The organism is Acidiphilium rubrum, from assembly GCF_900156265.1.
Lineage (GTDB): Bacteria > Pseudomonadota > Alphaproteobacteria > Acetobacterales > Acetobacteraceae > Acidiphilium > Acidiphilium rubrum.
On sequence record NZ_FTNE01000004.1, the window covers coordinates 119,115 to 142,102 of the forward strand.

General features: G+C 62.0%; 25 protein-coding genes. 21 read left to right on the plus strand and 4 right to left on the minus strand.

The window, feature by feature from the left end:
- Positions 1 to 5: 5 nt before the first annotated feature.
- Complete coding sequence (locus BW994_RS04535; RefSeq protein WP_029310496.1) at positions 6 to 251, minus strand: acyl carrier protein; 246 nt, start codon at positions 249 to 251, stop codon at positions 6 to 8.
- Positions 252 to 366: 115 nt separating this feature from the next.
- Between BW994_RS04535 and BW994_RS04540 the strand changes: the two genes are divergently transcribed.
- From BW994_RS04540 to BW994_RS04550, 3 genes are all read left to right on the plus strand, one after another.
- On the plus strand, positions 367 to 1,203 hold the full coding sequence (locus BW994_RS04540; protein WP_139333980.1) for a class I SAM-dependent methyltransferase: 837 nt from the start codon (positions 367 to 369) through the stop codon (positions 1,201 to 1,203).
- A gap of 87 nt (positions 1,204 to 1,290) precedes the next feature.
- Complete coding sequence (locus BW994_RS04545; protein WP_029310498.1) at positions 1,291 to 2,931, plus strand: glycosyltransferase family 61 protein; 1,641 nt, start codon at positions 1,291 to 1,293, stop codon at positions 2,929 to 2,931.
- A gap of 74 nt (positions 2,932 to 3,005) precedes the next feature.
- Positions 3,006 to 3,770: a DUF4422 domain-containing protein gene (locus tag BW994_RS04550; RefSeq protein ID WP_217696435.1), complete on the plus strand. Its 765-nt coding sequence runs from the start codon at positions 3,006 to 3,008 to the stop codon at positions 3,768 to 3,770.
- Here the strand turns inward: BW994_RS04550 and BW994_RS04555 are convergent.
- A complete protein-coding gene (locus BW994_RS04555; protein WP_217696436.1) occupies positions 3,725 to 4,807 on the minus strand; it encodes a hypothetical protein in 1,083 nt (360 codons plus the stop codon). The genes BW994_RS04550 and BW994_RS04555 overlap by 46 nt on opposite strands.
- Positions 4,774 to 6,108, minus strand: coding sequence for a methyltransferase domain-containing protein (locus tag BW994_RS04560; protein ID WP_211252744.1), 1,335 nt, complete (start codon positions 6,106 to 6,108; stop codon positions 4,774 to 4,776). The genes BW994_RS04555 and BW994_RS04560 overlap by 34 nt, the downstream gene beginning before the upstream one ends.
- 82 nt (positions 6,109 to 6,190) lie before the next feature.
- Between BW994_RS04560 and rpsT the strand changes: the two genes are divergently transcribed.
- From rpsT to BW994_RS04575, 3 genes are all read left to right on the plus strand, one after another.
- The gene (gene rpsT / locus BW994_RS04565; protein ID WP_029310502.1) at positions 6,191 to 6,457 is read left to right on the plus strand and encodes a 30S ribosomal protein S20; all 267 of its coding nucleotides are present in this window, start codon (positions 6,191 to 6,193) and stop codon (positions 6,455 to 6,457) included.
- A gap of 442 nt (positions 6,458 to 6,899) precedes the next feature.
- On the plus strand, positions 6,900 to 8,363 hold the full coding sequence (dnaA, locus tag BW994_RS04570; protein WP_081848975.1) for a chromosomal replication initiator protein DnaA: 1,464 nt from the start codon (positions 6,900 to 6,902) through the stop codon (positions 8,361 to 8,363).
- A 178-nt stretch (positions 8,364 to 8,541) separates the two neighbouring features.
- Positions 8,542 to 9,243, plus strand: coding sequence for a response regulator (locus tag BW994_RS04575; RefSeq protein WP_029310504.1), 702 nt, complete (start codon positions 8,542 to 8,544; stop codon positions 9,241 to 9,243).
- On the opposite strand, the gene BW994_RS19075 is transcribed toward BW994_RS04575, so the two are convergent.
- Complete coding sequence (locus BW994_RS19075; RefSeq protein ID WP_245801510.1) at positions 9,236 to 9,400, minus strand: DUF3309 domain-containing protein; 165 nt, start codon at positions 9,398 to 9,400, stop codon at positions 9,236 to 9,238. The genes BW994_RS04575 and BW994_RS19075 overlap by 8 nt on opposite strands.
- A gap of 295 nt (positions 9,401 to 9,695) precedes the next feature.
- Here BW994_RS19075 and BW994_RS04580 point away from each other — a divergent pair, with 295 nt between their 5' ends.
- The 15 genes from BW994_RS04580 to BW994_RS18810 all read left to right on the plus strand — a co-directional run bounded on the left by BW994_RS04580 (position 9,696) and on the right by BW994_RS18810 (position 22,752).
- The gene (locus BW994_RS04580) at positions 9,696 to 9,917 is read left to right on the plus strand and encodes a twin-arginine translocase TatA/TatE family subunit (RefSeq protein ID WP_029310505.1); all 222 of its coding nucleotides are present in this window, start codon (positions 9,696 to 9,698) and stop codon (positions 9,915 to 9,917) included.
- A 9-nt stretch (positions 9,918 to 9,926) separates the two neighbouring features.
- Positions 9,927 to 10,202 (plus strand): twin-arginine translocase TatA/TatE family subunit, encoded by a 276-nt coding sequence (locus tag BW994_RS04585; protein ID WP_029310506.1) that lies wholly within the window; start codon positions 9,927 to 9,929, stop codon positions 10,200 to 10,202.
- A 14-nt stretch (positions 10,203 to 10,216) separates the two neighbouring features.
- Positions 10,217 to 10,825: a methylthioribulose 1-phosphate dehydratase gene (locus BW994_RS04590; RefSeq protein WP_029310507.1), complete on the plus strand. Its 609-nt coding sequence runs from the start codon at positions 10,217 to 10,219 to the stop codon at positions 10,823 to 10,825.
- Positions 10,822 to 11,361, plus strand: a complete 540-nt coding sequence (locus BW994_RS04595; protein ID WP_029310508.1) for a 1,2-dihydroxy-3-keto-5-methylthiopentene dioxygenase — start codon at positions 10,822 to 10,824, stop codon at positions 11,359 to 11,361. The genes BW994_RS04590 and BW994_RS04595 overlap by 4 nt, the downstream gene beginning before the upstream one ends.
- An 18-nt stretch (positions 11,362 to 11,379) precedes the next feature.
- The gene (gene mtnC / locus BW994_RS04600) at positions 11,380 to 12,084 is read left to right on the plus strand and encodes an acireductone synthase (protein ID WP_029310509.1); all 705 of its coding nucleotides are present in this window, start codon (positions 11,380 to 11,382) and stop codon (positions 12,082 to 12,084) included.
- A 13-nt stretch (positions 12,085 to 12,097) separates the two neighbouring features.
- Entirely contained in the window at positions 12,098 to 13,648 is a 1,551-nt protein-coding gene (gene lnt, locus BW994_RS04605; protein ID WP_029310510.1) for an apolipoprotein N-acyltransferase, read from the plus strand.
- A gap of 341 nt (positions 13,649 to 13,989) precedes the next feature.
- A complete protein-coding gene (locus BW994_RS04610) occupies positions 13,990 to 14,454 on the plus strand; it encodes a helix-turn-helix domain-containing protein (protein WP_029310511.1) in 465 nt (154 codons plus the stop codon).
- Positions 14,455 to 14,672: 218 nt separating this feature from the next.
- Complete coding sequence (gene rpe, locus BW994_RS04615) at positions 14,673 to 15,344, plus strand: ribulose-phosphate 3-epimerase (RefSeq protein ID WP_029310512.1); 672 nt, start codon at positions 14,673 to 14,675, stop codon at positions 15,342 to 15,344.
- Between the two features lie 10 nt (positions 15,345 to 15,354).
- Positions 15,355 to 16,950, plus strand: a complete 1,596-nt coding sequence (locus tag BW994_RS04620) for a heparinase II/III family protein (protein WP_408734941.1) — start codon at positions 15,355 to 15,357, stop codon at positions 16,948 to 16,950.
- Between the two features lie 4 nt (positions 16,951 to 16,954).
- Positions 16,955 to 17,974 carry a UDP-glucose 4-epimerase GalE gene (gene galE / locus BW994_RS04625; protein WP_029310514.1) on the plus strand — a complete coding sequence of 340 codons (1,020 nt, stop codon included), beginning with the start codon at positions 16,955 to 16,957 and terminating at the stop codon, positions 17,972 to 17,974.
- 39 nt (positions 17,975 to 18,013) lie between these two features.
- Positions 18,014 to 19,141, plus strand: coding sequence for a glycosyltransferase family 4 protein (locus BW994_RS04630; protein ID WP_029310515.1), 1,128 nt, complete (start codon positions 18,014 to 18,016; stop codon positions 19,139 to 19,141).
- A complete protein-coding gene (locus BW994_RS04635) occupies positions 19,138 to 19,626 on the plus strand; it encodes a CreA family protein (RefSeq protein ID WP_029310516.1) in 489 nt (162 codons plus the stop codon). Before BW994_RS04630 ends, BW994_RS04635 begins: the two co-directional genes overlap by 4 nt.
- Positions 19,627 to 19,741: 115 nt before the next feature.
- Positions 19,742 to 21,334 carry a bifunctional phosphoribosylaminoimidazolecarboxamide formyltransferase/IMP cyclohydrolase gene (purH, locus tag BW994_RS04640; RefSeq protein WP_029310517.1) on the plus strand — a complete coding sequence of 531 codons (1,593 nt, stop codon included), beginning with the start codon at positions 19,742 to 19,744 and terminating at the stop codon, positions 21,332 to 21,334.
- Positions 21,331 to 21,903 carry a carboxymuconolactone decarboxylase family protein gene (locus BW994_RS04645; protein ID WP_245594035.1) on the plus strand — a complete coding sequence of 191 codons (573 nt, stop codon included), beginning with the start codon at positions 21,331 to 21,333 and terminating at the stop codon, positions 21,901 to 21,903. Before purH ends, BW994_RS04645 begins: the two co-directional genes overlap by 4 nt.
- Before the next feature lie 174 nt (positions 21,904 to 22,077).
- The gene (locus BW994_RS18810; protein WP_081848976.1) at positions 22,078 to 22,752 is read left to right on the plus strand and encodes a PEP-CTERM sorting domain-containing protein; all 675 of its coding nucleotides are present in this window, start codon (positions 22,078 to 22,080) and stop codon (positions 22,750 to 22,752) included.
- The last annotated feature ends 236 nt before the right edge of the window (positions 22,753 to 22,988 follow it).

The window sequence follows — 22,988 nt, forward strand, 5'->3', positions numbered from 1 at the left end:
TGCGCTCAGGATGCAGCTTTGCTGCCCGACTCTATAACAGTCAAAAAATCAGCGACGGTTTCCAGATGATCCATTTGCGCCGGCGTGAACACGATACCGAATTTCGTTTCGACGCCAAGAATAACGCAGGACAGATTGACCGAATCCCAGCCCGGGATATCCGCCAAAGCTGTGTCTGGTGTCAGGTCGAGCGTCGGATCGGCCAACTCCGTCGCAAAGATGTCGTGCAGAATCTTGAAGTCAGCGTTCATTGTCATCTCCTTCAATCACAATCGCCTGTTAGTCTATTTTCCGAGACAAGGCCAATGGTTATTCCGATATCCTCCCCGGCAATACGCGGTAACAGACTGTGAAAGGTCACCATTCATGGATCAACACGCATTCGACCTTGCCACCTACTTTCGCAAGGAGTCAGTTCGGCGTCGCCCGTATGGCGGCCAGCTGACACCTTCGTTCCAACACGCATTGGCGGCCTATCATAACGATATCGAGGAGCCAGACTGCGAGTTCTACCACAGCATCACACTGCCGGATGGTCGCGTGATGGACGGTGCCTGGGATCTGCGGGGTCACGAGGCGGACTATCTCGGCGGGATCCCCCTTGCCGGCAAGACGGTACTCGAATACGGGCCCGCCAGCGGCTTTCTCTCTCGCGCCATCGTCGAGGCCGGCGCCGACCTCACGGTGTTCGACCTGCCGATTGGCCACGGCCCCGAGATCATGCCATTCGGCGACATCACGATCGGTGAGGCCGCCATCAGCGGCGCCCATTCGGCGGGCCGGTTGCGCAACAGTTGGTGGTACGTCAAGCGTGCGTTTGGATTCGAAGCGCGCGCCGTCTATGCCGACATCTTTCATCAACCCGATGACCTTGGGACTTATGATATCGCCATTTTTGGTGCGATTCTGGTTCACCTTTCAAACCCGTTCCAGGCCCTGCGTGAGGCAGCCGCGGTGACCCGCGATACCATGATCATCACCGATTTGGTGTCCCTGCCTCCGATCCCCCAACTGCCCGGCCTTATGCAGATCGGCACCTCCGCGCCACCGATCGGCCATATTCACTGGTGGAACTATTCAACCAGCGCGTTTGAAGTCATGCTGAGTCGCCTGGGTTTTGCCAATCAGACCGTGACACTCCATTCACCCAGAGCCATGGCGGATCAGCCGCCCATGGTAACAATTGTTGCTCATCGGAACTGAAACATGATTCCGCCGTTCACCTACTGGACTGTTAGTTGGCTTTGAACAGGATCGCCCATGACAAAACTCGTCAGATCAAACCATAGTATGGCGACACCCAAATCGCTCACGCGGTTGGCGGACTCGTTCGTGGCTCAGGAAACGCTCGTCCAACCGATCGAGACAGTGTTGCCTGCATCGGTGGTGTTCACTAACGCGGGCCGGATCGGGTTTGATGCCTTCGAGCGCAAGATGTTGAATACCACGTACCGTTCACGCTTGGCCGCATTCGATCCGGTTGTGCTCGGGCGACTTCCGCGTGGCACCACAATGCTGGGTGGCGATTCCTACTGGATTTGGCACGAAGATTGTCTCGTCAGTGATCAGATCAATCCATTGACCAGCGATCGGCTGCAATCATTTGAAGCCCTGAGTTCGATGCCGTTCAAAACTGAGACCATCGAAGAGCCGTGCCTGCTCGTGGCCCGGTATGGCGACGTAACCTGGGGCCATTGGGTCGGTGAAATCCTGCCGCGCGCTGTCATGGCCGAACGCGCCCATCCCGGCCGGTTTCGTTTCGTACTGGGTCAATCGATCACGACCGCGCCCGAAACGCGAGGCTATGCCACAGTAATCCTGGAATCGCTCGCCGCGTTCGGGATTGGTGAAGAGCGGATCCTGAAAGTACGCCCCGATCGCCATTACCGGTTCAAATCTCTGCATGCCGTCAGCGGCATCTGGTCGATCGCGGGGATGAATCCGATCGTGATGGATGCCATGCGCGAGGCGATGCGTAAGAGCGTGAGGCCCGCCAAGCACCAACGCATCGCGATCTTGCGGCGCAATAACCACACCCGTGGCTTTCACAATGGCGAGGCCGTGCACGCCCTGCTGGCGGAAAGCGGGTTCCACGTCCCCACGATTGAAACGCTGCCGTTCAGGGAGCAGGTCAGCCTGTTCCTCGGTGCCGAGATGGTTTTCGGGGTTCAGGGGTCGGGTCTGATCAATCTGATCTTTGCGCCGCAAGGCGTCAGGGTAATCTCGATGGCGCCGGCCGCGTGGCAGGATTCGTACTTCCATCCGCTGATCCAGGCGCGCGACGGTTGGCACGCCGACTTGCGCGGCCCGACGCTGTGGACCGGCGAAGGATTGCAGCGCGACGCACCGTTCCTCGCCATCGAACCTGATATCACGGCGGCGATCACACATCTAGAGCAGGCACCGGCGGTTGTGGCACGGTCAGGAGTAATCGAGCTTGCCGGCAGTACGTTGCCCAGGCGGTTGGGCAGCCAGCTCAAGGAGGTCGCCTTCGGTGCGGCGGGCAACGCGTCTGACTACACACAGTTCGGCTGGTCGCATCCCGAGCAGACTCATACTTGGGCAGTCGGTCCGTTCAGCACGATGCGGCTGATGACGCCACAGAGCCATGGCCAAATCGTGCTCGAACTCGATGTCGTCGCTCTCGTGCTTGATCGCGGACTAATCGGGCGCCCGCTCGATGTCGTGGTGAACGGCGTGCCGGTCGGCGGAACCGTGGTCGATTCGTTCACCACGCTTGCCGTCGTGTTGCCCCATGCGTGTCTCGCGCGCCACGACAGGCTCGACATCGTGTTTATCCACCCGGTCTGCCTGTCGCCCCGCAGAACCGGCCATGGTGACGATGACCGCGATACCGCAATCAGTTTCCTGGCGTTACGCCTGATGGCAATCGAAGGTCTGCCGAACAGCGAACAGAAGGCCGCAGCCTGATGCGCTTGCAGATATTTAACTGTCACCACGCGGTGCCCGATCGTCCATTGACGATCGGCCCTTTTACCACGCTGGTGTCTGGTTTGCACTCCGATCCTGCGGGGCGGTACCTGGGCGATCTCGACGGCGCGAATATCGCACATCGGCTCGAACATTCGGAGATGCGCCAGCAATACCATGTTTGGAAGGATCATCTCTGGAAATATGATTATGTTGGTTTCGAACACTACCGCCGGCTGTTCTGCCTCGATCCGTTGCCCGGCTCCGAGATCGCGAGCCGCTACAAGGACTGGCGGCCGATCCGCCAACGCCTGCTGAGCGACCAGACGGCCTGCCGCCACGATCTGTGCTCATCGATGTTCGACCGTTATCTGGACATGCGGCGTGGCTTTGATCCCGGCGCAATCAGCCGGCTCACACAATGGATCGGTGCACACGACGTCATCGTACTGCGCGCGATTCTTCCCGACCCGATCGATACCCAATGGGCGACCACCCACATGGCCGAATACTGGCCTATCCTGGTGGGGGCCGTGATCAGCAGTTCATATTTCAAGGATCGGTCGGTGGAGATCGATTTTGCGATGAATCAGCCCGCCTATTGCAATATGTATATTCTGCGGGCCGAGATATTCGATGACTATATGAGGTTCTGGCACGAAGCCGTCGGGTTCATCGCCAGCCACATCACGGTCTATCCCCGTCTGGTCGGGCATTTCGCCGAGCGATTGTTCAACTTCTATCTGATGCAGAAACGCATGGAAGATCCGCTGCTGAAGGTCGGCCGGCTGCCCTATCTGTTTTTGAACACCGAGCTCGATGCGCACGCCGCGGCCTGATCGGCCGCCAGCATATCCATGATCGCATCGTGCACCACGCCCCGCTCCATCAGCGCGAGGCACCCGGACATGTGGCCGACCCCGAACCGGTAGGGGGTCGCAACCACCTGATCAAAACGGCGGATGAGATCGACATAATATCGTTCGGCGGGATTGTCGTGATCATAGAACACATGATGCGTCAGCCGGGCGGTCCGCGGCAGGGCCTCGAGCAACTCTGAAATCTCGTCCCCCCGACCAGCGTATGCCGTATAGGTCGCATCATCCATTACTGCCGGCGGTATCGCAGGCGGCAAGCCGGCCATCACCGCTCGATGGGCCGGCGCATGCCCAGTCTGGGGGTTGATGGTAAAGCTGTCGACCGCCAGTTCCGGGTGGCGCTGGCTCAGCATCGTGCCGATCATCAGGCTCGCGAAACCGCCTGAACTCAATCCGGACAGAACAACCCGCCGATACCCGCACCGAATGATCGGCGCCAGCATCGCGCAGATGGTATCGGCCTGATCGACATACCAACGGGCCGGGTCGACCCGTTCGGCGAACCGCACATGGTCAAGTGCCAGGCAGCGCGGGAGATCATAAAACTCCCAGCGCGTGTCTCGCCCATCGAACGGCCTGCCGATCGAGTTGAACAGCACGAGGAGAGCATCGAGCGAGCCCCCCAGACTCATCGCAACATTCAGTCGTTGCGGTGCCGGCGGTGCAGTTGCGCTGGCGCGCATCGAATCCAGAATAAAGCGCAGTTCGAGTTCAGGTGCCAACATAAAATCACCCGCAATCACGATCCGGCCGTTGTCATGGCGTGTTACTTCCGTGAACCGCGTCGTCGCGACGCCGTTCGACGCGTGAAACGTCACTATGCCATCCTCAAGGGTCCAAAGCGCCTCGAACGCGCCGTCGTGGCCGGCAACTGCGCCGTCACTAATCAAGCGAACGCGCTCAGCGAACACGGGGCCGTCGCTGCGACGGTACTGCCAGGTCCGGCCGAGCAGGTCAGCGTGAGTTATAGGCGCTGAATGTGCAGCGTGTTCAGGCATGCGATCGGCGATTGGGTTTCCTGACTCAAGGTATGGGCGCGGGCATCCGCCAGGAACGCCGGCGCGTTGAGTGCGACAAGGTCATCGACCGTCATGGCGCCGAAAGCAGTCGCGACGTCGCCCGGCAGCCCCGCCAGATAATCGCGTAACAGCCACTGCACCCCAAAAATCGGATGGCCGTGCGGCGGCACCGTGCAACTCAGTACATCGGCCTTGCCGGCAAACAAATTGGTCAGTCCTTGTGCCGTCATGTTATAATAGTGATGGGGAAAGCCGTGCACCGGCTGCAAAAACGGAACGTCGATCAACAATTCGCCGCCCGGCCTCACCACCCGCAGCAACTCCTGAGCGCATTTGAACGGGTCGCGCACGTGTTCCAGCACCGCAAGCGACAACGCGGCATCGAAACTGTTGTCTTCAAACGGAAGCGCTTCGCCGATCGCGAGGACGTCGGTCGATGGGTAATCGACGATCTCGACGTTTACAACACCTGTAGTGCGTTGCGGCCGCGAACCGGCGCCGCAATCGAGCACCACGCCCCCTCGGCCGGTTACCCGCTGGATCAGCGCCAGCGCCGCCGGGGTATACGGATTGGCGGATACGTTGGCGGTGCTGGCAAGATTAGCCTCGATCGCCAGCGGGACCGAAATCATATCGAACGCATTGCCGCGCTGCGGAAACGCGACCCTGCACGCCCGGCAGGTGACCGCTGCCGGGGTAATGTCAAGGCCTGTCGCACCGCAGGCCGGGCAGCGGAGATGAACCTTGCAAAAGGCCCGACTGGCCGCTCGCTTGGCGGCATCGTCGAGCCAGCGGTCATGCAGCGCATCTGTCACCTCGACTCGATGGCGCTCCCGATCCTGATTGATCGACACCATAATATCCAGAGTGCGCGAGGGTTTGAAAGCGCGTAGGTCGGCCACCGCGGTCAGGCCAGCCGTGAACGGAAACTGCGGCATCGCCGCGCGTACGTCGGGCCGTTCATACGATTCATGGGCGATCGGCGTTCCGTTCACCGTTACCATCGCTGCGGTCGGGGTCGGCCCCGCGACCCAGCCCGTGACCACCAGAATTTCGGAATCAACGACAGTGCGAGGTAGATCGATAAATGCCGGCATTGCCGTGTCCCTGTTTTTTGAGTCGCTGCAGCTGTTAAAGCGACTTGTGTCTAAAAACTTATATCTATGATGCATAATCGTGAACAGCAAATTATGTTGCGGCCGCACGTCAGACCGTTGGTTTAACCCCACCGCGCCCGGCCGTGCCCGCTTGACGCGATAATCCCAGGGCGATATGTCCAAGCCCACGCCAATCGGGTCTCATGGCTCCCAAGCCGTGGTCCGATTTTTTCTATTCCGCTTTCCAAAAGAGATACCTGAGTTCATGGCAAATATCGCATCCGCCCAGAAGCGCATCCGTCAAACCGTGGTTCGCACCGCCCGTAACAAGGCGCGCCGCTCACGGGTCCACAGTTTCGTCCGGAAACTGGAAGAGGCGATCGCCGGTGGTGACCACGCGCAGGCACGTGCAGCGTTCATCGCGGCCCAGCCGGAAATGCAGCGCGCGGTGACCAAGGGTGTGCTCAAGGCTAACACAGTATCACGGCGGATTTCGCGTCTCTCTGCGCGCGTCAAAGCCTTGGCGGCCTGACAGGTCTCGGCACGGGCCTTCTAGGTCCCGGAGCGTCCAGCCCTCGTCTGAAATGGGGCTGATAAAGTCCTGAAAATCACTCTTTATCAGGTTTTTGAGGCGGCCTGACCATGAGCCGCCCGCCTTCTGTCGTGCCCCGTGGGTCGCCGTACAATCAGACATGACCCGACGCGACAGGATTTTTTTACAGTTCGGAAACCCGTATCAATCGCCTGATTTCATGGAGAGATTTCGAAACCTCGACTTCAGGCCTCAGTTTTTTCGAACATAACATCTCTTGCGTCCGGGCCGTCACTTGGCCTACCTTCTGCTCCTCAGACAAGGTTCCAGCAGTCGGACGCTGAATGCACGAATGGTTGACACAACCACAGCGTGTTTCCAATTTATGTGACGTCCAGGTGTGGCGTTGAAGGCTCGGGGCACGGTGGAAATAGGGGAGGCGATGCTGTTGGAAGCGCAGGTAGGGCAGGTTTACGACGCAGACATCCCCCTTGAGGCCGGCAGCCAGCGGGATCCGTTGGGCGAGTCCGGGCAGGATGCGGCGCTGGCACTGCAATGGAGCCGCGTTCGAGCGCGCTTGCAGGATGAAATCGGCGAAGTCGAATACCGCAACTGGCTCCGTCAGGCGGCCCTCCACGGGCTTGATGGCGATGAGATCACGGTGATGCTGCCGACGCGCTTTTTGCGCGATTGGGTCAACAAGGAATACGGCGGATTGCTCACCAGCCTGTGGCAGTCCGAGAACCCTGCGGTTCGCCGGGTCGACATCCGCACACGTCCGGCCGGCGGCATCACCGCCGTGCCCAATCTGGCCGAGCCGAGTGCGGTTCTCGCCAAATCGACCCAACCCGCCCGCCGTGACGCTGAAGACCGGTCTGAAACTGCCGCCCCGCTCGACCCTCGCTTCACGTTCGACACGTTCGTGGTCGGCAAGCCGAACGAATTTGCCTACGCCTGCGCCCGTCGCGTCGCTGATGGCCATGCGAGCCCCGGCTTCAACCCGCTTTTTCTATACGGCGGCGTCGGCTTGGGCAAAACCCATCTGATGCACGCGATCGCGTGGGAGCTCTCCCAGCGGGCCGACGAAGTCACGGTCGCCTATATGTCGGCCGAGAAATTCATGCACCGTTTCGTCAGCGCGCTGCGCCGGCAATCGACCATCGAGTTCAAGAACGAATTGCGTAGTGTCGACGTGCTGATGGTCGATGATCTGCAGTTCCTGATCGGCAAGGACGGCACCCAGGAAGAATTCTTCCACACGTTCAACGCCTTGGTCGATAGCGGCAAGCAGATCATCGTGTCCGCCGATAAGTCGCCATCGGATTTGTCCGGCATCGAAGATCGGCTGCGCACCCGCCTTGGCTGCGGCATGGTGGCCGATGTTCATGCTACCACCTATGAATTGCGCCTCGCCATTCTGGAAGCCAAGGCCGCACGCGCCGGCGTGCCGGTGCCCGGCCGGGTCATGGAGTTTTTGGCCCAGAAAATCACCGCGAATGTCCGCGAACTCGAAGGCGCGCTTAACCGACTGATTGCCCACGCCCATCTGTTCGATCGCCCGGTCACGCTCGAAGCCGCGAACGAGGTGCTGCACGATTTGTTGCGCGCCTATGATCGCAAGATCACCATCGAGGAAATCCAGAAGCAGGTTGCGGAGCACTACAACATCCGGATCAGCGAAATGTCCTCGGTCCGCCGTGCCCGCAACATCGCGCGCCCGCGCCAGGTCGCCATGTATCTCGCCAAGCAACTCACCAGCCGGTCGCTGCCCGAGATCGGGCGCAAATTCGGCAATCGCGACCATACCACCGTGATGCATGCGGTCGCCAAGGTGACCGAACTGATGGCCGCCGACACTGATTTCGCTCAGGACGTCGATCTGTTGAAACGCATCCTGACGGTTTGATGCCGCAGGAACGGCGCAGAAACCTCTTGAGTACCGGGAACAAAACAGCAGCAGACCAACACCCTGGTCATAAGCCCGCGCCGATACCGCGGCACGAACCCACCGTAGAAAAAAGTTTTTTGCTTCTTTTTTACAAAAAAGAAACGCTTTCTTCTCTGATATCGCGCGCACCAGCCCGATGATCACCGGCAATATCCTGGTCGTCGACGACGAGCCTCAGATCCACCGCTTCCTCAAACCAGCGCTCGAAGCCGCCGGCTTTACCGCGTTACGCGCCGAAACCGGCACGGAAGCGCTCCGTCTGGCTGCTTCGGTCGCGCCCGACCTCATCCTGCTCGACCTCGGCTTGCCGGATATCGATGGTCAGGCCGTGCTCGTACGCCTGCGCGCCTTCTGTTCCGCACCGGTCATCGTGCTCTCCGCGCGCGACCGCGAGGTTGAAAAAATCGCAGCGCTCGATGGCGGGGCGCATGATTATGTTGAAAAACCCTTCGCACTGGGCGAGTTACTCGCCCGGATCCGTGCCGCCCTGCGTCTGCACGCGCACGCCGGCGACCCGAGCCCCGGGCTAACGCTCGGCAACCTGACGCTCGATCCTGAACGCCGCGCCGCCAGTCTTCTGATTGAGGGGCAATCGACCGACCTCGGTCTGACGCGGATTCAATACACGCTGCTTGCCCTGTTCGTCCGCAACCAGGGGCGCGTGCTGACGCATCGGCAGGTACTGACGGCGGTGTGGGGGCCAGCGCACACCGAGGATATCGCCTATCTTCGGATCTATGTCAGCCAGCTGCGCCGCAAACTGATCGACACGGGGTTTTCCCTGATCACCGAGCCCGGCATCGGCTACCGCCTCACCGAGACCGTCCGGGCTAAATAATCAGCAGAATCAGAACCACCACAATCACCAAGCCCAGCCCGCCACCGTAATAAAGGCCATGGGCACCGATGAACAAACCGCCGTGCAAACCAAATCCGCCGCCAAGCACCAGGAGGATCAGGAGAATAATCAGCAGCAGACGCATGTCGGTTTCCATTCACGTTTTGACGATCATGATATGATTATTAATGTGCTCGGTTCCAATACCCGGCCGGCACAACCGTTGCTTTATGCTGCGACGTCCGATTTCCGTCGGCTTGGCTTGGCCAATGGAGCGGTGGATCCGCCGATGTGCCCACACGCCGTAACGGTCCGTGGCATGGTCCGCCCCCGGCATTGGCGCACTGGCCTGCTTGGGCTATAACATCGTCTTGCGTCCGCGGGCATTGCGGGTCGGCCGCATCATGCCGATGTGATGTCGACGTGATTCTCATTGAGGAAGGATCAGGATTATGGGTGGTTTGAGCATATGGCATTGGCTGATCGTTCTGGCGGTCGTGCTGATCCTGTTCGGCTCCGGGCGGGTCGGTAACCTGATGGGTGAACTCGGCAAGGGCATGAAATCGTTCAAGAATAATCTGGCCGACGACCAACCCAAAGATGCTTCCATGCTCGAACAGCACGTACCCCCACCGCCGGTGCAAGCGACCACCACCGATCGCACAAAGGTCTGAGGTAATCCCATGGGCTTCGATTCTCCTGTTCATTGGATCATCGTCATCGGCGTCATCGCCCTGCTGTTCGGCGGCTCGCGCGTCGGCAATCTGATGGGTGAAGTCGGCAAGGGCATCAAGGCGTTCAAACAGAACGTGTCCGATCACGACCCCGCCAAGCCGGCCGAGCCGATCAATCAGCCCGCACCCCAGGTGCAGACCCGCGTCGTCGATGGTGCTCCGCCCGCCGAAACCGTGGTTCGCCAACCCGATCCGGTCAGCGCGTCGGACCAGACGCGTCTCTGACCAAGGCGATCCTGATGCACAACAGCCTGCTCCAGGCGGCGCGCGGCCTGGTCGCGATCGGTGCGCGCATGGATGCGCGCGGCTGGGTGCCGGCCTCCTCGGGTAATCTGTCGGCACGGCTGAGTGATCAGTCCATGGCCATCACGCGCAGCGGCGTGCACAAGGGGCGGCTGACCGAGACCGATATCATCGAGGTCGATCTCGATGGCGCACCGCGTCACCAGGCCGATAAGCCGAGCGCCGAGACCCTGCTGCATTGTCAGCTCTATCGTCATTTCCCCGCGGTCGGCGCCGTGCTGCACGGCCATTCGGTCGCGGCGACCGCACTCTCGATGGTCACTCACGAGCAATCTCTGGTCTTGCAGGATTACGAGATCCTCAAAGCCTTCCCCGGCGTCACCACGCATCAGACCGTCGCGAACGTCCCGGTGTTCGACAATGATCAGGACATCGCCCGCCTGGCTGGCCAGATCGCGCCCTCGCTCGATGCGGCGCCGATCGGCTATATCCTGCGCGGTCATGGCGTCTATGCCTGGGGTCCGGACATCGAGCGCTGCTTCTGGCGGCTCGAAGCCCTGGAATTCCTGATATCCTGCGAATGCGAACGGAGACAAATGCGATGAGCGGCCTGCGGATTTTCGACGACAACGCCCCCGGCGCGCCGGTCCTCGACACCGGTGATGCGACCGAAATTGCCGCACATCTCGCCACCATCGGCGTCCGCTTCGAACGCTGGGACAGCCCGGTGACCCTGCCGCCCGATGCTGAGGCGGACGCGATCCTCGACGCCTATCGCCCCTATCTCGACCGGCTGATGGGTGAAACCGGCGCCGGCTCCGCCGATGTCATCAAAATGACGCCCGATCATCCGCAAGCCGGCACGCTGCGCGAAAAATTCCTCAACGAGCACAGCCACACGGAGGACGAGGTCCGCTTCTTCGTCAGCGGCGCTGGCCATTTCGTCATGCACACCGAGGGCAAGGTGTTCGACGCCCTCTGCACCAAGGGCGATCTGATTTCGGTTCCCGCCAACATCAAGCACTGGTTCGATGCCGGCGAACGCCCGGATTTCATCGCCCTGCGCATCTTTACCGACCAGTCCGGCTGGGTCGCGCATTTCACTGGTGATGCGATCAGCGCGCGCTTCCCCGTCACCTGACATCGCCGGCACGTGACCATGCCTGACACCGCGCCGCCGGCGGTCGTGCTGCTCGATATCGAGGGCACGATCGCGCCGATCAGCTTCGTACACGAGGTGCTGTTTCCCTATGCGCGCACGCGTCTGGGCGGTTTCCTGGCACGCCACGCCGATGAGCCTGACATTGTGGCAGCTCTGGCCGAACTCGATCAGATCACGCCCGGCGCGCCACCACTCGAAACCTTGCTGGCCCTGATGGACCGGGATGCGAAACTCGCCCCGCTCAAGCATATCCAGGGCCGTATCTGGGCGCAGGGCTTCGCCGCCGGCGCGCTGACCAGCGATTTCTACCCCGATGTCCTGCCCACCCTGCAAGCCTGGCACGCAGCCGGCACCACCATCGCGATCTATTCATCCGGTTCCGAACAGGCGCAGCGTCTGCTGTTCCGCCATAGCATCGCAGGCGATCGCGAGAGCCTGATCAGCGCCTTCTTCGATACCAGGATCGGCCCCAAGCGCGAGGCCGCCAGCTACGCCGCCATCGCTCGCAGCTTGGCGGTGCCCCCCGGCGCCGTCCTGTTCCTTTCGGATGTGGAAGCGGAACTCACCGCGGCGGCAGCAGCGGGGCTCGCCGTCTGCCAACTGGTCCGCCCGGCGGATGGTACGATCGCCGGCACCACCCACCCTCATGCCGCGGAATTGACCAGCGTCGCACGGCAATTCGGCCTATCTCAGCCGGAATAACGGAGGCTGCCCGATGTCAACGCTGACCCAACGAAGGTGGACGGCAACCCTGCCCGCACGCCTGAACACCGACCCCTGGCGCGCGTTCGGCCTGGGCCTGCTGGCCGCCCTGGCGCTGCCCCCGTTCTATCTGCTGCCGCTGCTCTGGTTGGTGGTGCCTGGCTTGCTGCGCAGCCTCGCCCGTGCCGGAAGCTGGCGCCGTGCGATCTGGATCGGCTGGTGCTTCGGCTTTGGTTTCAACCTGCTCGGTCTGTTCTGGGTCACCGAGCCCATCCTGATCATGGCGCAGCAATTCTGGTGGGCAGTGCCGATCGCGGCACCCGGCCTTGCCGCCGCCACCGCCTGCTATTTCATGCTGCCTGCCGTCGCGGTGTACTGGATCCGCCCGTTCCGCAACCATGCCGCCGCCGCGGCGATGGTCCTGATGTTCGCCGGCGTCATGGTGATGGCCAATCTGGCGCAACAATTCCTGTTCACCGGCTTCCCATGGAATTTCTGGGGAGCGGACTGGTCGATTCCCGGCGAAATCGGCGTGATCATGATGCAGCCGGCCGCCTGGGGCGGTATTTTCCTGCTCACCCTGCTCACCTGCCTCGCGGCCGGCCTGCCGCTGCTCGGTCGGCGCGGCTGGATCGCGAGCGCCATACTCATGTTCTGCTGGGTCACCTTCGGCCTCGTCCGCACCGCCGCCGGGCCCGCACCGGACCGTGACCTGACGGTCGCGATGATCCAGCCGCGCTTCGCGGTGCCCGGCAGTTTCACCCGTCCAGCACTCGAGGCGCGCTGGCAGCGCGACCTGCACATGACGCAGCAGGCCATGCAGCAGGCCGGCCCCGGCCGGAAAGTCATCGTCTGGCCCGAAACCGCGAGTCCCGCCCTTTTGCAGTCCGATGCATCCGCCCGTGCCGCCATTGCCGCCATCACCGGTACCACGCCGGTCCTCGCCGGTTCGTTTCGTTACGGACGCACCGGCAAGGTCTATAATTCACTCATAGCGGTCGATGGTCCGGGTCCCGCCGTCGCCTGGTACGACAAATGGAAACTGGTGCCGTTCGGCGAATACACGCCGGCCATCATCCCGTTCAAAATCACCCCCGGCGGCGGTTTCGCGCCCGGCCCCGGTCCGCGCACCCTGCATGTTCCCGGCATCCCGGCGGTCGGCCCGCTGATCTGCTACGAATCGATCTTCTCGGGTGAAATCGTCGACAAGGCGGATCGCCCGGGCTGGTTGCTCAACATCAGCGACAACGCCTGGTTCGGCGACAGCACCGGCCCGCATCAGAATTTCGCTACAACCCGCCTGCGCGCGGTCGAGGAAGGGTTGCCCCTCGTGGTCGACACCAACTCTGGGATTTCCGCAGTGATTGGCCCGCACGGCCGCATCCTGGCCCGGCTCGGCCTCGATCGGCGGGGCCTCCTGGTGCACAAACTTCCGGTTGCATTGCCGTCAACCCCTTACGCCAAGTTCGGGCTAACCATTGCCGGGATCATTGCTTTTTATTCAGTGGCTCTTGCCGTTGTCATGCTGATATTCTCGATAACGCCCAAGGTTAATAAAACCTGAAAAAAACGTCTTAAAATTTGTTCGAGCTTGCAGAATTTTGAAGGTGCTGCTATTGCAGATTGTCAAGTCCGTGCTCTAATAACGATCTGCGGTAGAATTAGCGTCGAAACACCCTGTTTTCTTAAAATATAGACATAGTTGTATTTCTGGATGATACTAAGGCAGTTCAGGGGCTTGGAACTCGGTTAGGCGCTGGTCCGGGTTGCTCGGATCAGGGTCGTGATAAATGGCATGAGTGGCACCACAATAGTGTTATGCTCATTGATTGTAATCGATATGGCAGCGGTGCCCTTAACGGCCCAACGCTTGGAGAGTCGGAAGTGACCAGGGTGGCAAATGAAATGACCGAACGTGGCGAACGAGACGGGCGCCCCAGTCCAATCGATGTCCATGTCGGTTCACGAATCCGGCTACGGCGGACCTTGCTGGGCATGTCGCAGGAAAAGCTGGGGGACGCACTGGGGCTTACCTTCCAGCAGGTCCAGAAATACGAGCGCGGCGTCAATCGCGTCGGCGCATCGCGCCTGTTCGATATTTCACGCGTGCTCGATGTACCGATCAGTTTCTTCTTCGACGATATGCCCGAAGGCATGGACGCGACGCCGATGTCCGGGCCCCGCGGCCGCAGCCATGGCTTTGCCGAATCGCAGGAACCGTTCGGTGTTGGCCTCGATGATCATATGACCAAGCGCGAAACCCTCGAACTGGTCCGCGCCTACTACCGCATTGCCGAACCCACGGTCCGCAAGCGCATGTTCGATCTGATCAAGTCGCTTGCGCCATCCGATACGTTTCCGTCCGAGTAGGCGCAGGTCGATCCGAGCAAGCCCATCCGCGTGCGGGAACCGCCCGGACGTTACAGGGTCGGGTTGTTCCAAAAAATTGCAACCGGCGCATTAAATCCGCCCGCCATCTCGGAAAAATCAAATGAGGCGGGGCGGATTCGCGTGCCAATATTAAAGCCTGAACATTAAACCGGTTGCGCGCTTGTGAAGGCGCGACACACTTCGCTACAAGCATAGCCATGAGGGAACCACCCGCAGCGGCACCAATCATTGCACCAAGCCTGCTCGCCGCCGATTTCGGCCGCCTCAACGACGAAGTCGCGGCAATCGAGCGGGCAGGGGCCGATTGGCTCCATCTCGATGTTATGGACGGGCATTTTGTTTCCAACATCACCTTCGGCCCGCTGGTCATCAAAGCACTCCGCCCTCACTCCAAACTCGTGTTCGACCTGCATCTGATGATCGCCCCGGTCGATGCCTATCTGGCCGATTTCGCCGCTGCCGGCGCCGATCACATCACAATCCACGCCGAGGCCGGCCCCCACCTGCATCGCTCACTGCAAGCGATTCGCGCGCTCGGCAAGAAAGCCGGTGTCGCCCTCAACCCCGCCACCCCGATCGATGCGGTCGCCAACGTGCTCGACCTGATCGACATCATCAACGTCATGACAGTCAATCCCGGCTTTGGCGGTCAGAAATTCCTGGCCAGCCAGCTGCCGAAAATCGCTGCCCTGCGCTCGATGATCCGGCAGAGCGGCCGCAAAATCCACATCGAGACCGACGGCGGCATCGACCCGGCAACCGCGCCGCAAGCGATCGAGGCTGGAGCCGATGTGCTGATCGCCGGCAGCGCGATTTTCGGCAAGCCTGACTATGCTGCCGCCATCGCGGCGCTGAAACCCTCATTATGAGTGGCCGGTCATGAGTGAAGGCGGCCCGATGATGCGCGGCGCCCGACAATGGATGGCCAAACTCGCCACCCTGCGTGGTGGCGGCGTGCCGGACGCACCCGCCTTGCCGGTGCGCGATCCATGGCCCGGCGAACCGGGCCGCGGGGCCCGGATCATCAAGGGCGAACTCGAGTATCGCGGCGCCCTCCGCCCATTGCGCCCGGGCGGTTTCTCCGCAAGCGATGCCTCGCCATTGATGCTCGCGCATATCCACGGCTTCGGCTGGCTGCGCGATCTGCGCGCCCTCGGCACCGATGCCGCCCGCTCCCGCGCCCGCGCCCTGATCACCGATTGGATCGGCTGCGACCAACTTCCCGCCATCGCGACCGCGCCGCCGGTCAGCGGTGCCCGGCTCACCGCCTGGCTCGGCCATTACGATTTCTTCGCAGCCTCGGCCGATGACGATTTCCGCCAGATGCTGATGGCACGGCTCGTGCACGATGCTCGGCAACTTGCCGCCGCCATGCCGATCGAAGCGCGCGACGGCCGCGCCTTCACCGCCATCAAGGGGCTGATCGCCGCCTCGGTCGCCCTGCCCGAACATGCGGCCTTCCTGCCGCGCGCCCTGAAATTCCTGGTGCCGGAAATCGGCCGCCAAATCCTGCCGGACGGCTCACACGCCGAACGCAGCCCCGCTGCCCATCTCGCCGCGCTGCAGGACCTCACCGAGATTCGCGCCCTGCTGCAATCAGCCCGCGCCGAGGCCCCGCCGCAACTTCCCGGCACGATCGAGCGTATGGCGGTCGCGCTGCGTGCGCTCCGCCACGCCGATGGCGGTCTCGCACTGTTCAATGGCACCGCGGAAGACTGGCCCAATTTGATCGACCTGGTGCTGAGCCAGGCCGGCCGCACTGGCCGCAGCAACGTCTCGCTCGCCCAGTCGGGTTTTCATCGCCTCACCGCCGGCAAAACGACCATCATCGTCGATGCCGGCGCGCCGCCCGGCCAGGGCATGGATCGTTTCGCCCATGCCGGCACGCTTGCGTTCGAATTTTCGGTGGGACGCGAACGCCTCATCGTGAATTGTGGCGCGGCGCCCGCCTCCGCCACCGAATGGCGCGACGCGCTGCGCGCCACCGCCGCCCACTCCACCCTGATCATCGCCGATGTCTCATCCTCGGAAATCAGGCCCGAAGGCCTCGGCCGCCGCCCGAGCACCGTCGAACTCACCCGCCACGAGGCCAATGGGGCGCATTGGCTCGAGGCGAGCCACGATGGCTGGAAAAAACCGTTCGACGCCATTCATCGCCGCCGCCTCTATCTGTCCGAAAGCGGCGAAGACCTCCGCGGCGAAGACAGTGTCGAAGCCGGTCAGCCGCAGCCCTTCACCCTGCGGTTTCACCTCCACCCCAACGTCACCGCAAGCATCCAGCAGGATAACGAAGCCGCGTTGCTTCGCCTGCCATCAGGTCAGGGCTGGCGCCTGCGGGCGGGCGGTGCCGCTCTCACCGTCGAGGAATCCATCTATTTCGGCGGCGCCGAACCCCGCCGCGCCGAACAGATCGTTCTCACCAGCACCCAGGATGGCCCGCAACAGGTCAAATGGGCCCTGACCAAAATGGGCTGAGCGCATGGCACGCATTCTCTTGACCGGCGGCGCCGGCTTCATCGGCTCGCACACCGCCGTCGTCCTGCTCGAGCGCGGCTACGATGTCGTCCTGCTCGATGATTTCTCGAACGCAGCGCGCGACGTACCGGCCCGCCTGCACCGGATCACCGGTGTTTCGGTGCCCCTGATCGAGGCGGATATTCGCGACGAAGCAGCCATGGCGGCAGCCCTGGCCGCATTCCCGATCGATGCGGTCATTCATTTCGCGGCGAAAAAAGCGGTCGGCGAGAGCGAGGCCGATCCTCTTCTCTATTACGACGCCAACATCGTCGGCACCGTGCGCCTGCTGGCCGCCATGCGCCGCGCCCGCGTCGGGCGCATCGTGTTCTCATCCTCCGCCACCGTCTACGGCGAGCCGGATGCCTGCCCGATCACCGAGGATGCGGCCCTGCGAGTCACCAACGTCTATGGCCGCACGAAACTGGTGATGGAGGGCATGATCACCGATCTGGTGCGCACCGGCACGCTGCAAGCGGCGGCGGTGCTCCGCTATTTCAACCCGGTCGGCGCGCATCCATCCGGCGTGATCGGCGAAGACCCCAGCGGCGTGCCGGCCAATCTGATGCCCTACCTTTGCCAGACCGCCGAAGGCAGGCGGCCGCATCTGAACGTGTTCGGCAACGACTACCCGACGCACGATGGTTCGGGTGTGCGCGACTTCATCCATATCATGGACCTCGCCGAAGCCCACGAAGCCGCACTGCGCCGCGTCCTCGCCCATGACGGTGATTTCACGGTCAACCTCGGCACCGGCACCGGCTATTCGGTGCTGGACATGATCGCCGCGTTCGAAGCCGCAACCGGCATCAAGGTTCCGTACAAAATCGCCCCCCGCCGCCCCGGCGACGTCGCCGCCTGCTACGCCGACCCCGCGCGTGCCGAAACCCTGCTCGACTGGCGCGCCACCCGCGGCATCGAAGACATGTGCCGTGACGCCTGGCGCTGGCAGAGCAAAATCGCCCTGACCAACCAGACCGCCTGACCCCATACGCCCGCGCGTCCCCATCATCGCGGCCCTGCCATGCGCCCCCGCCACCTCGTCTATCTGATCGGCGAAGACTGGTTCTTCGCCTCGCATTTCCGCGCCCGCGCCAGCGCCGCGCGCGCGGCGGGCTGGCGCGTCTCGGTCATCACCCGCACCGGTGCCGCAGCGGATACCTTGCGCGCCGAAGGCTTCGATCTCCACAGCGTCGATTTCAAACGCGCCCGGATCGACCCGATCGCGGAATTTCGTCTGGCCCTGCACATCGCGGCACTCTACCGCGAACTTCGCCCCGATCTGGCCCACCACGTCGCCTTGAAACCCATTCTGCTCGGCAGCATCGCAGCCCGCATCGCCGGCGTCCCGGCCATCGTCAACGCGCCGGTCGGGCAAGGGTTCGTGTTCGCCTCGCGCACCGCCAAGGCCCGCCTGCTGCGGCCGTTCGTAAGCACCGCGCTGCGGGCGACCATCGGCACCCGCAGTGCCATCGCGGTGTTCGAAAACGAGGAAGATCGCAGCGCGATGATCGCATCCGGTGCCATCCGCGCCGATCATACCGTCCTGATCCGTGGCGCCGGCGTCGATCTCGCCCGTTTCCGACCCCATGCGCTCAACGCAGCGCCCATCCGCATCGTGCTCGGTGCCCGCATGCTGCGCGACAAAGGCGTCCGCGAATTCATCGAGGCCGCGGCCATCCTGCAAGGGCAGGGGACGGAATTCATCCTCGCCGGTATGCCCGACCCCGACAATCCCGCCTCGCTGACTGAGGCCGATCTGCGCGCCGCCCACCACGTTACCTGGATCGGCCATTGTGACGACATGGCAGCCCTGTTCGCAACCTGCCACATCGCCTGCCTGCCCTCGTACCGCGAAGGCCTACCGAAATTCCTGCTGGAAGCCATGGCGTGCGGCCTGCCATGCGTCGCAACCGATGTAACCGGCTGTCGCGATGCGGTGATCGCGGACCAGACCGGCCTGCTGGTGCCGCCGCGCGACGCACCAGCCCTCGCCGCCGCCCTCGCGCGTCTCATCGCCGATCCGTCGTTGCGCGCAGCCCTGGGTCAGGCCGGGCGCGCACGGGCCGCGCAGCTTTATGCCGAGCCGGTTATTTGCGCCGAGACGCTCACGGTCTATGAACGCGCCATCACACAAGGAGCAGGGCGATGAACCTTTCTGTCCCAAGCCTCATCACGGCAGCCGCGCTGATCGGCCTCGCGGCACTTCCAATGGCGGCCACCACCGGCATCGCCCACGCCGAGACGCGGATCGGCGCGGTCTCGACCAATTTCCGGCTCCTGGGTGCCGACGACAAAGTCGTTGTCGAACGGCTGGAAGACCCGAAACTCCCCAACGTCGCCTGTTACGCCAGCTTCGCCAAAACCGGCGGCGTCAAGGGCAGCCTCGGCGTCGCGACCGATCCGTCCCGCTTCGCGCTCTCCTGCATCGCCACCGGCCCTGTCACGCTGCCGGCCGGCCTGCCGGCAAAAAAACAGATCGCGGCGATTTCTGCCTCGTTCCTGGTCAAACATTTCAACCTCTATCGCCTGGTCGACCCCGATCACAAGGCGGTGGTCTATATGCTGATCAGCACGAAAATCATCCACGGCTCGCCGGCCAATGCGGTATCGGCGGTCCCTGTTACCGGCGGCTGATGCCCATGAGGTAAGGTAGGCAAGCACTTCTTTTTTTGAAAAAAAAGAAGCAAAAAAACTTCCGTCCTGTTGTTCTGTGCCGTTGAAACCGTTTCCGCCTACTTGAAGGCTCTGTATGCACGATAAAATCATTATCCAGCGGGCGCTGATCTCGGTGTCCGACAAGACCGGTCTGCTTGATCTCGGCCGGGCCCTGGCCGGCCACGGCGTCGAAATCCTGTCCACCGGCGGCTCGGCGAAAACCCTGCGCGACGCAGGCATTCCCGTCATCGAAGTCGCCGACTACACCGGCGTGCCCGAAATGCTTGACGGCAGGGTCAAAACCCTGGTGCCGAAACTGCACGGCGGCCTGCTCGGACGGCGCGACCTGCCGGCCCATGTCGCCCAGATGGCCCAGCACGGCATCCCGCCGATCGATCTGTTGGTCGTCAACCTCTACCCGTTCGAGCAGACCGTCGCCAAAGGGGCCGCGTTCGACGAATGCGTTGAAAACATCGATATCGGCGGCCCAGCGCTGATCCGCGCGGCAGCAAAAAACCATGATTTCGTCACCGTCATCACCGATCCCGCCCAATACCCCGATCTGACCGCCGCCCTCGCTGCCGGCGGCACCACCCTGACCCAGCGCCGCCATTACGCCGCCGCTGCCTATACGCGCACCGCCACCTACGATGCGGCGATCGCCACCTGGTTCACCGCCCGCAACGGCGATGCCGACCCCGATCTGCGCGTCACCGAAACCGTGCCGCCGCAGACCGGCGAAATTTTCCCTGCCCGCCTCGCCATAGCCGGCCTCAAGCACCAGGCGCTGCGCTACGGCGAAAACCCCCACCAGATCGCCGCCTTCTACAAAACCGGCGACCGCCCCGGCGTCGCCTCCGCGCGGCAGCTTCAGGGCAAGGAACTGTCCTACAACAACATCAACGACACCGACGCCGCGTATGAATGCGTCGCCGAATTCGATCGCCCCTGCGTCGTCATCGTCAAGCACGCGAACCCCTGCGGCGTGGCGACCGGCGTCGACCTCGCGCAAGCATGGGATCGCGCCCTGGCCTGCGATCCGGTCAGCGCCTTCGGCGGCATCATCGCCGTCAATCGCCGTCTCGATGCCGCATCGGCCGAAAAAATGGCGAGCATTTTCTCCGAAGTGATCATCGCACCCGATGCCGAACCCGAAGCCATCGCCGTGCTCGCGCGCAAGAAAAACCTCCGCCTCCTGATCGCCGGCGCCCTGCCGGACTCGGCGTCCGATGGCCTGACATTTCGCAGCGTCGCAGGCGGCTACCTGGTGCAGACCCGCGATTCCGGCCGCATCACGCGCGATGACCTCAAAATCGTCACCCAGCGCGCGCCGAGCAACGCGGAGTTCGACGATCTCTTGTTCGCCTTCCGTGTCGCCAAACACGTCAAATCGAACGCGATCATCTATGCGCGCGCCGGTGCCACCACGGGCATCGGTGCCGGCCAGATGAGCCGGGTGGATTCCTCGCGCATCGCCGTCCTGAAGGGGGGCGACAGCATCGCGGGCTCGGTCGTCGCCTCCGATGCGTTCTTCCCGTTCGCCGATGGGCTGGTCGCCGCGATCGAAGCGGGGGCCACCGCCGTCATCCAACCCGGTGGCTCGATCCGCGATGCGGAGGTAATCGCCGCGGCCGATGCCGCCGGCATCGCCATGGTCTTCACCGGTATGCGGCATTTCCGCCATTGAGCCCGCACCCCACCGGCAAAATCTTCGGCGAGGCAACCGGCCCCCAGCGCCTCGGCCTGCCCGACCCCACCCGCATGAGCGAAGCGCAGCACGCCGCCCATGATGCCATCGCCGCCGGCCCGCGCGGCAAGGTGGAAGGCCCGCTCGCGGTCTGGCTGCACAGCGCCGAACTCGCCAACCGCGCCCAGGCGCTCGGCGAATACTGCCGCTTTGGCTCCTCCCTGCCGCCGCGCTTGTCCGAACTCGCCATTCTGGTCATGGGTGCTTTCTGGCAAGCCGGCTTTGAATGGCACGTCCACGCCCCGATCGCCGAAGCCGCCGGCATCGCGCCCGCGATCATCGCGGCCATCAAAACCGGCAACCAACCGGTCTTCACCGAACCCGATGCGCAAGCGGTCCACGATTTCGCGCGCGAACTGCTCCACACCCGCGCGATATCCGACGACACCTACAAAATAACCCGCCACGCACTCGGCGACCGCGGCCTGGTCGATCTGGTTGGCGTGCTCGGCTATTACGGGCTGATCTCGATGACAATAAAAGCGTTTAGAGTTGATATTCAGGACTAGATCATCATAATTGTATAAAATCTTATTATTGAAGTATCGATGTCGTAATTTGTGTCAGTATTTCTTACGCATATCAATCTTTGAAACGATTATGGCTTTGAAAAATAACGGATATTTATTTGGCACGGAGTTTGCTTATGAGGGGCTTGGCTCAACCTCCTATAGGACATTCCAATGAAAAGACTTTTGCTTGCTTCAGTATTTAGTGTGGCTTCCATCGCCAGCTTCGCGTCAGTCGCACTCGCAGGACCGATCTCCCCGACGCTGTCGTTGGGCTATTCGATTAATGATGGACCAATCACAACGCTTCAATCGGGTAGTGCGAACTTTTTCAACCAAACCTATTCGTTCGGAAATTATGCGGTGTCTGTGACGGCCAATGACTTTGGTGCGTATTCGTTTGACCTCGGTGTAAACGGTGCCGTCGGACAAGGTACATTTTCAGAACCGATTACCGTGTATCTAACCGAACAGAATGTCTCGGCTTACGGTCCGATTGCGGTTAGTGGGCTTCTTACCAACACGCCCCAAGGCGGTTCCTCGCCAATGGGCTTGACCTTTGCGGTGCTGGGTTCAACGGCGAACGCTTTATTTGCCGGCACAAACCTCGGGATGGCGACGATTGACCCGAGCCTTACCGACGCCGCGTCGGTGTTCGACCCGTCGTTCATCGTGAACGGTCAGTATTCGCTGACGCAAGCGATCACGATCTCACCTAATCTGACCGGGGCGACTGCTTTAAGTATCGACAGCCGTGTTTCCGTTCCCGAACCCGGCTCGCTTGCCCTGCTCGGCACGGGCCTCGTTGCCCTCGGCCTGCTCGTCCGCAAACGCCAGAAGCGCGCCTAATCTTCCATTTCGCCTACTGCTAACACGCCTCCGGTCCATACCGGAGGCGTTTTTTTTTTGGCACGACGGCAGCCCCCCAGCAAAGCGCGCCCAATCATCGACCAATCGATCATTTTGTCTGGAAAACTTTACACTCCCGAAATATCGAGTTCGCAATTACCTGATTCAAAACGATATAAAATTTGGCACCAAAATTGCTTACCTTCAATTGCAGCTCAAAAATTTACTACCGGAGA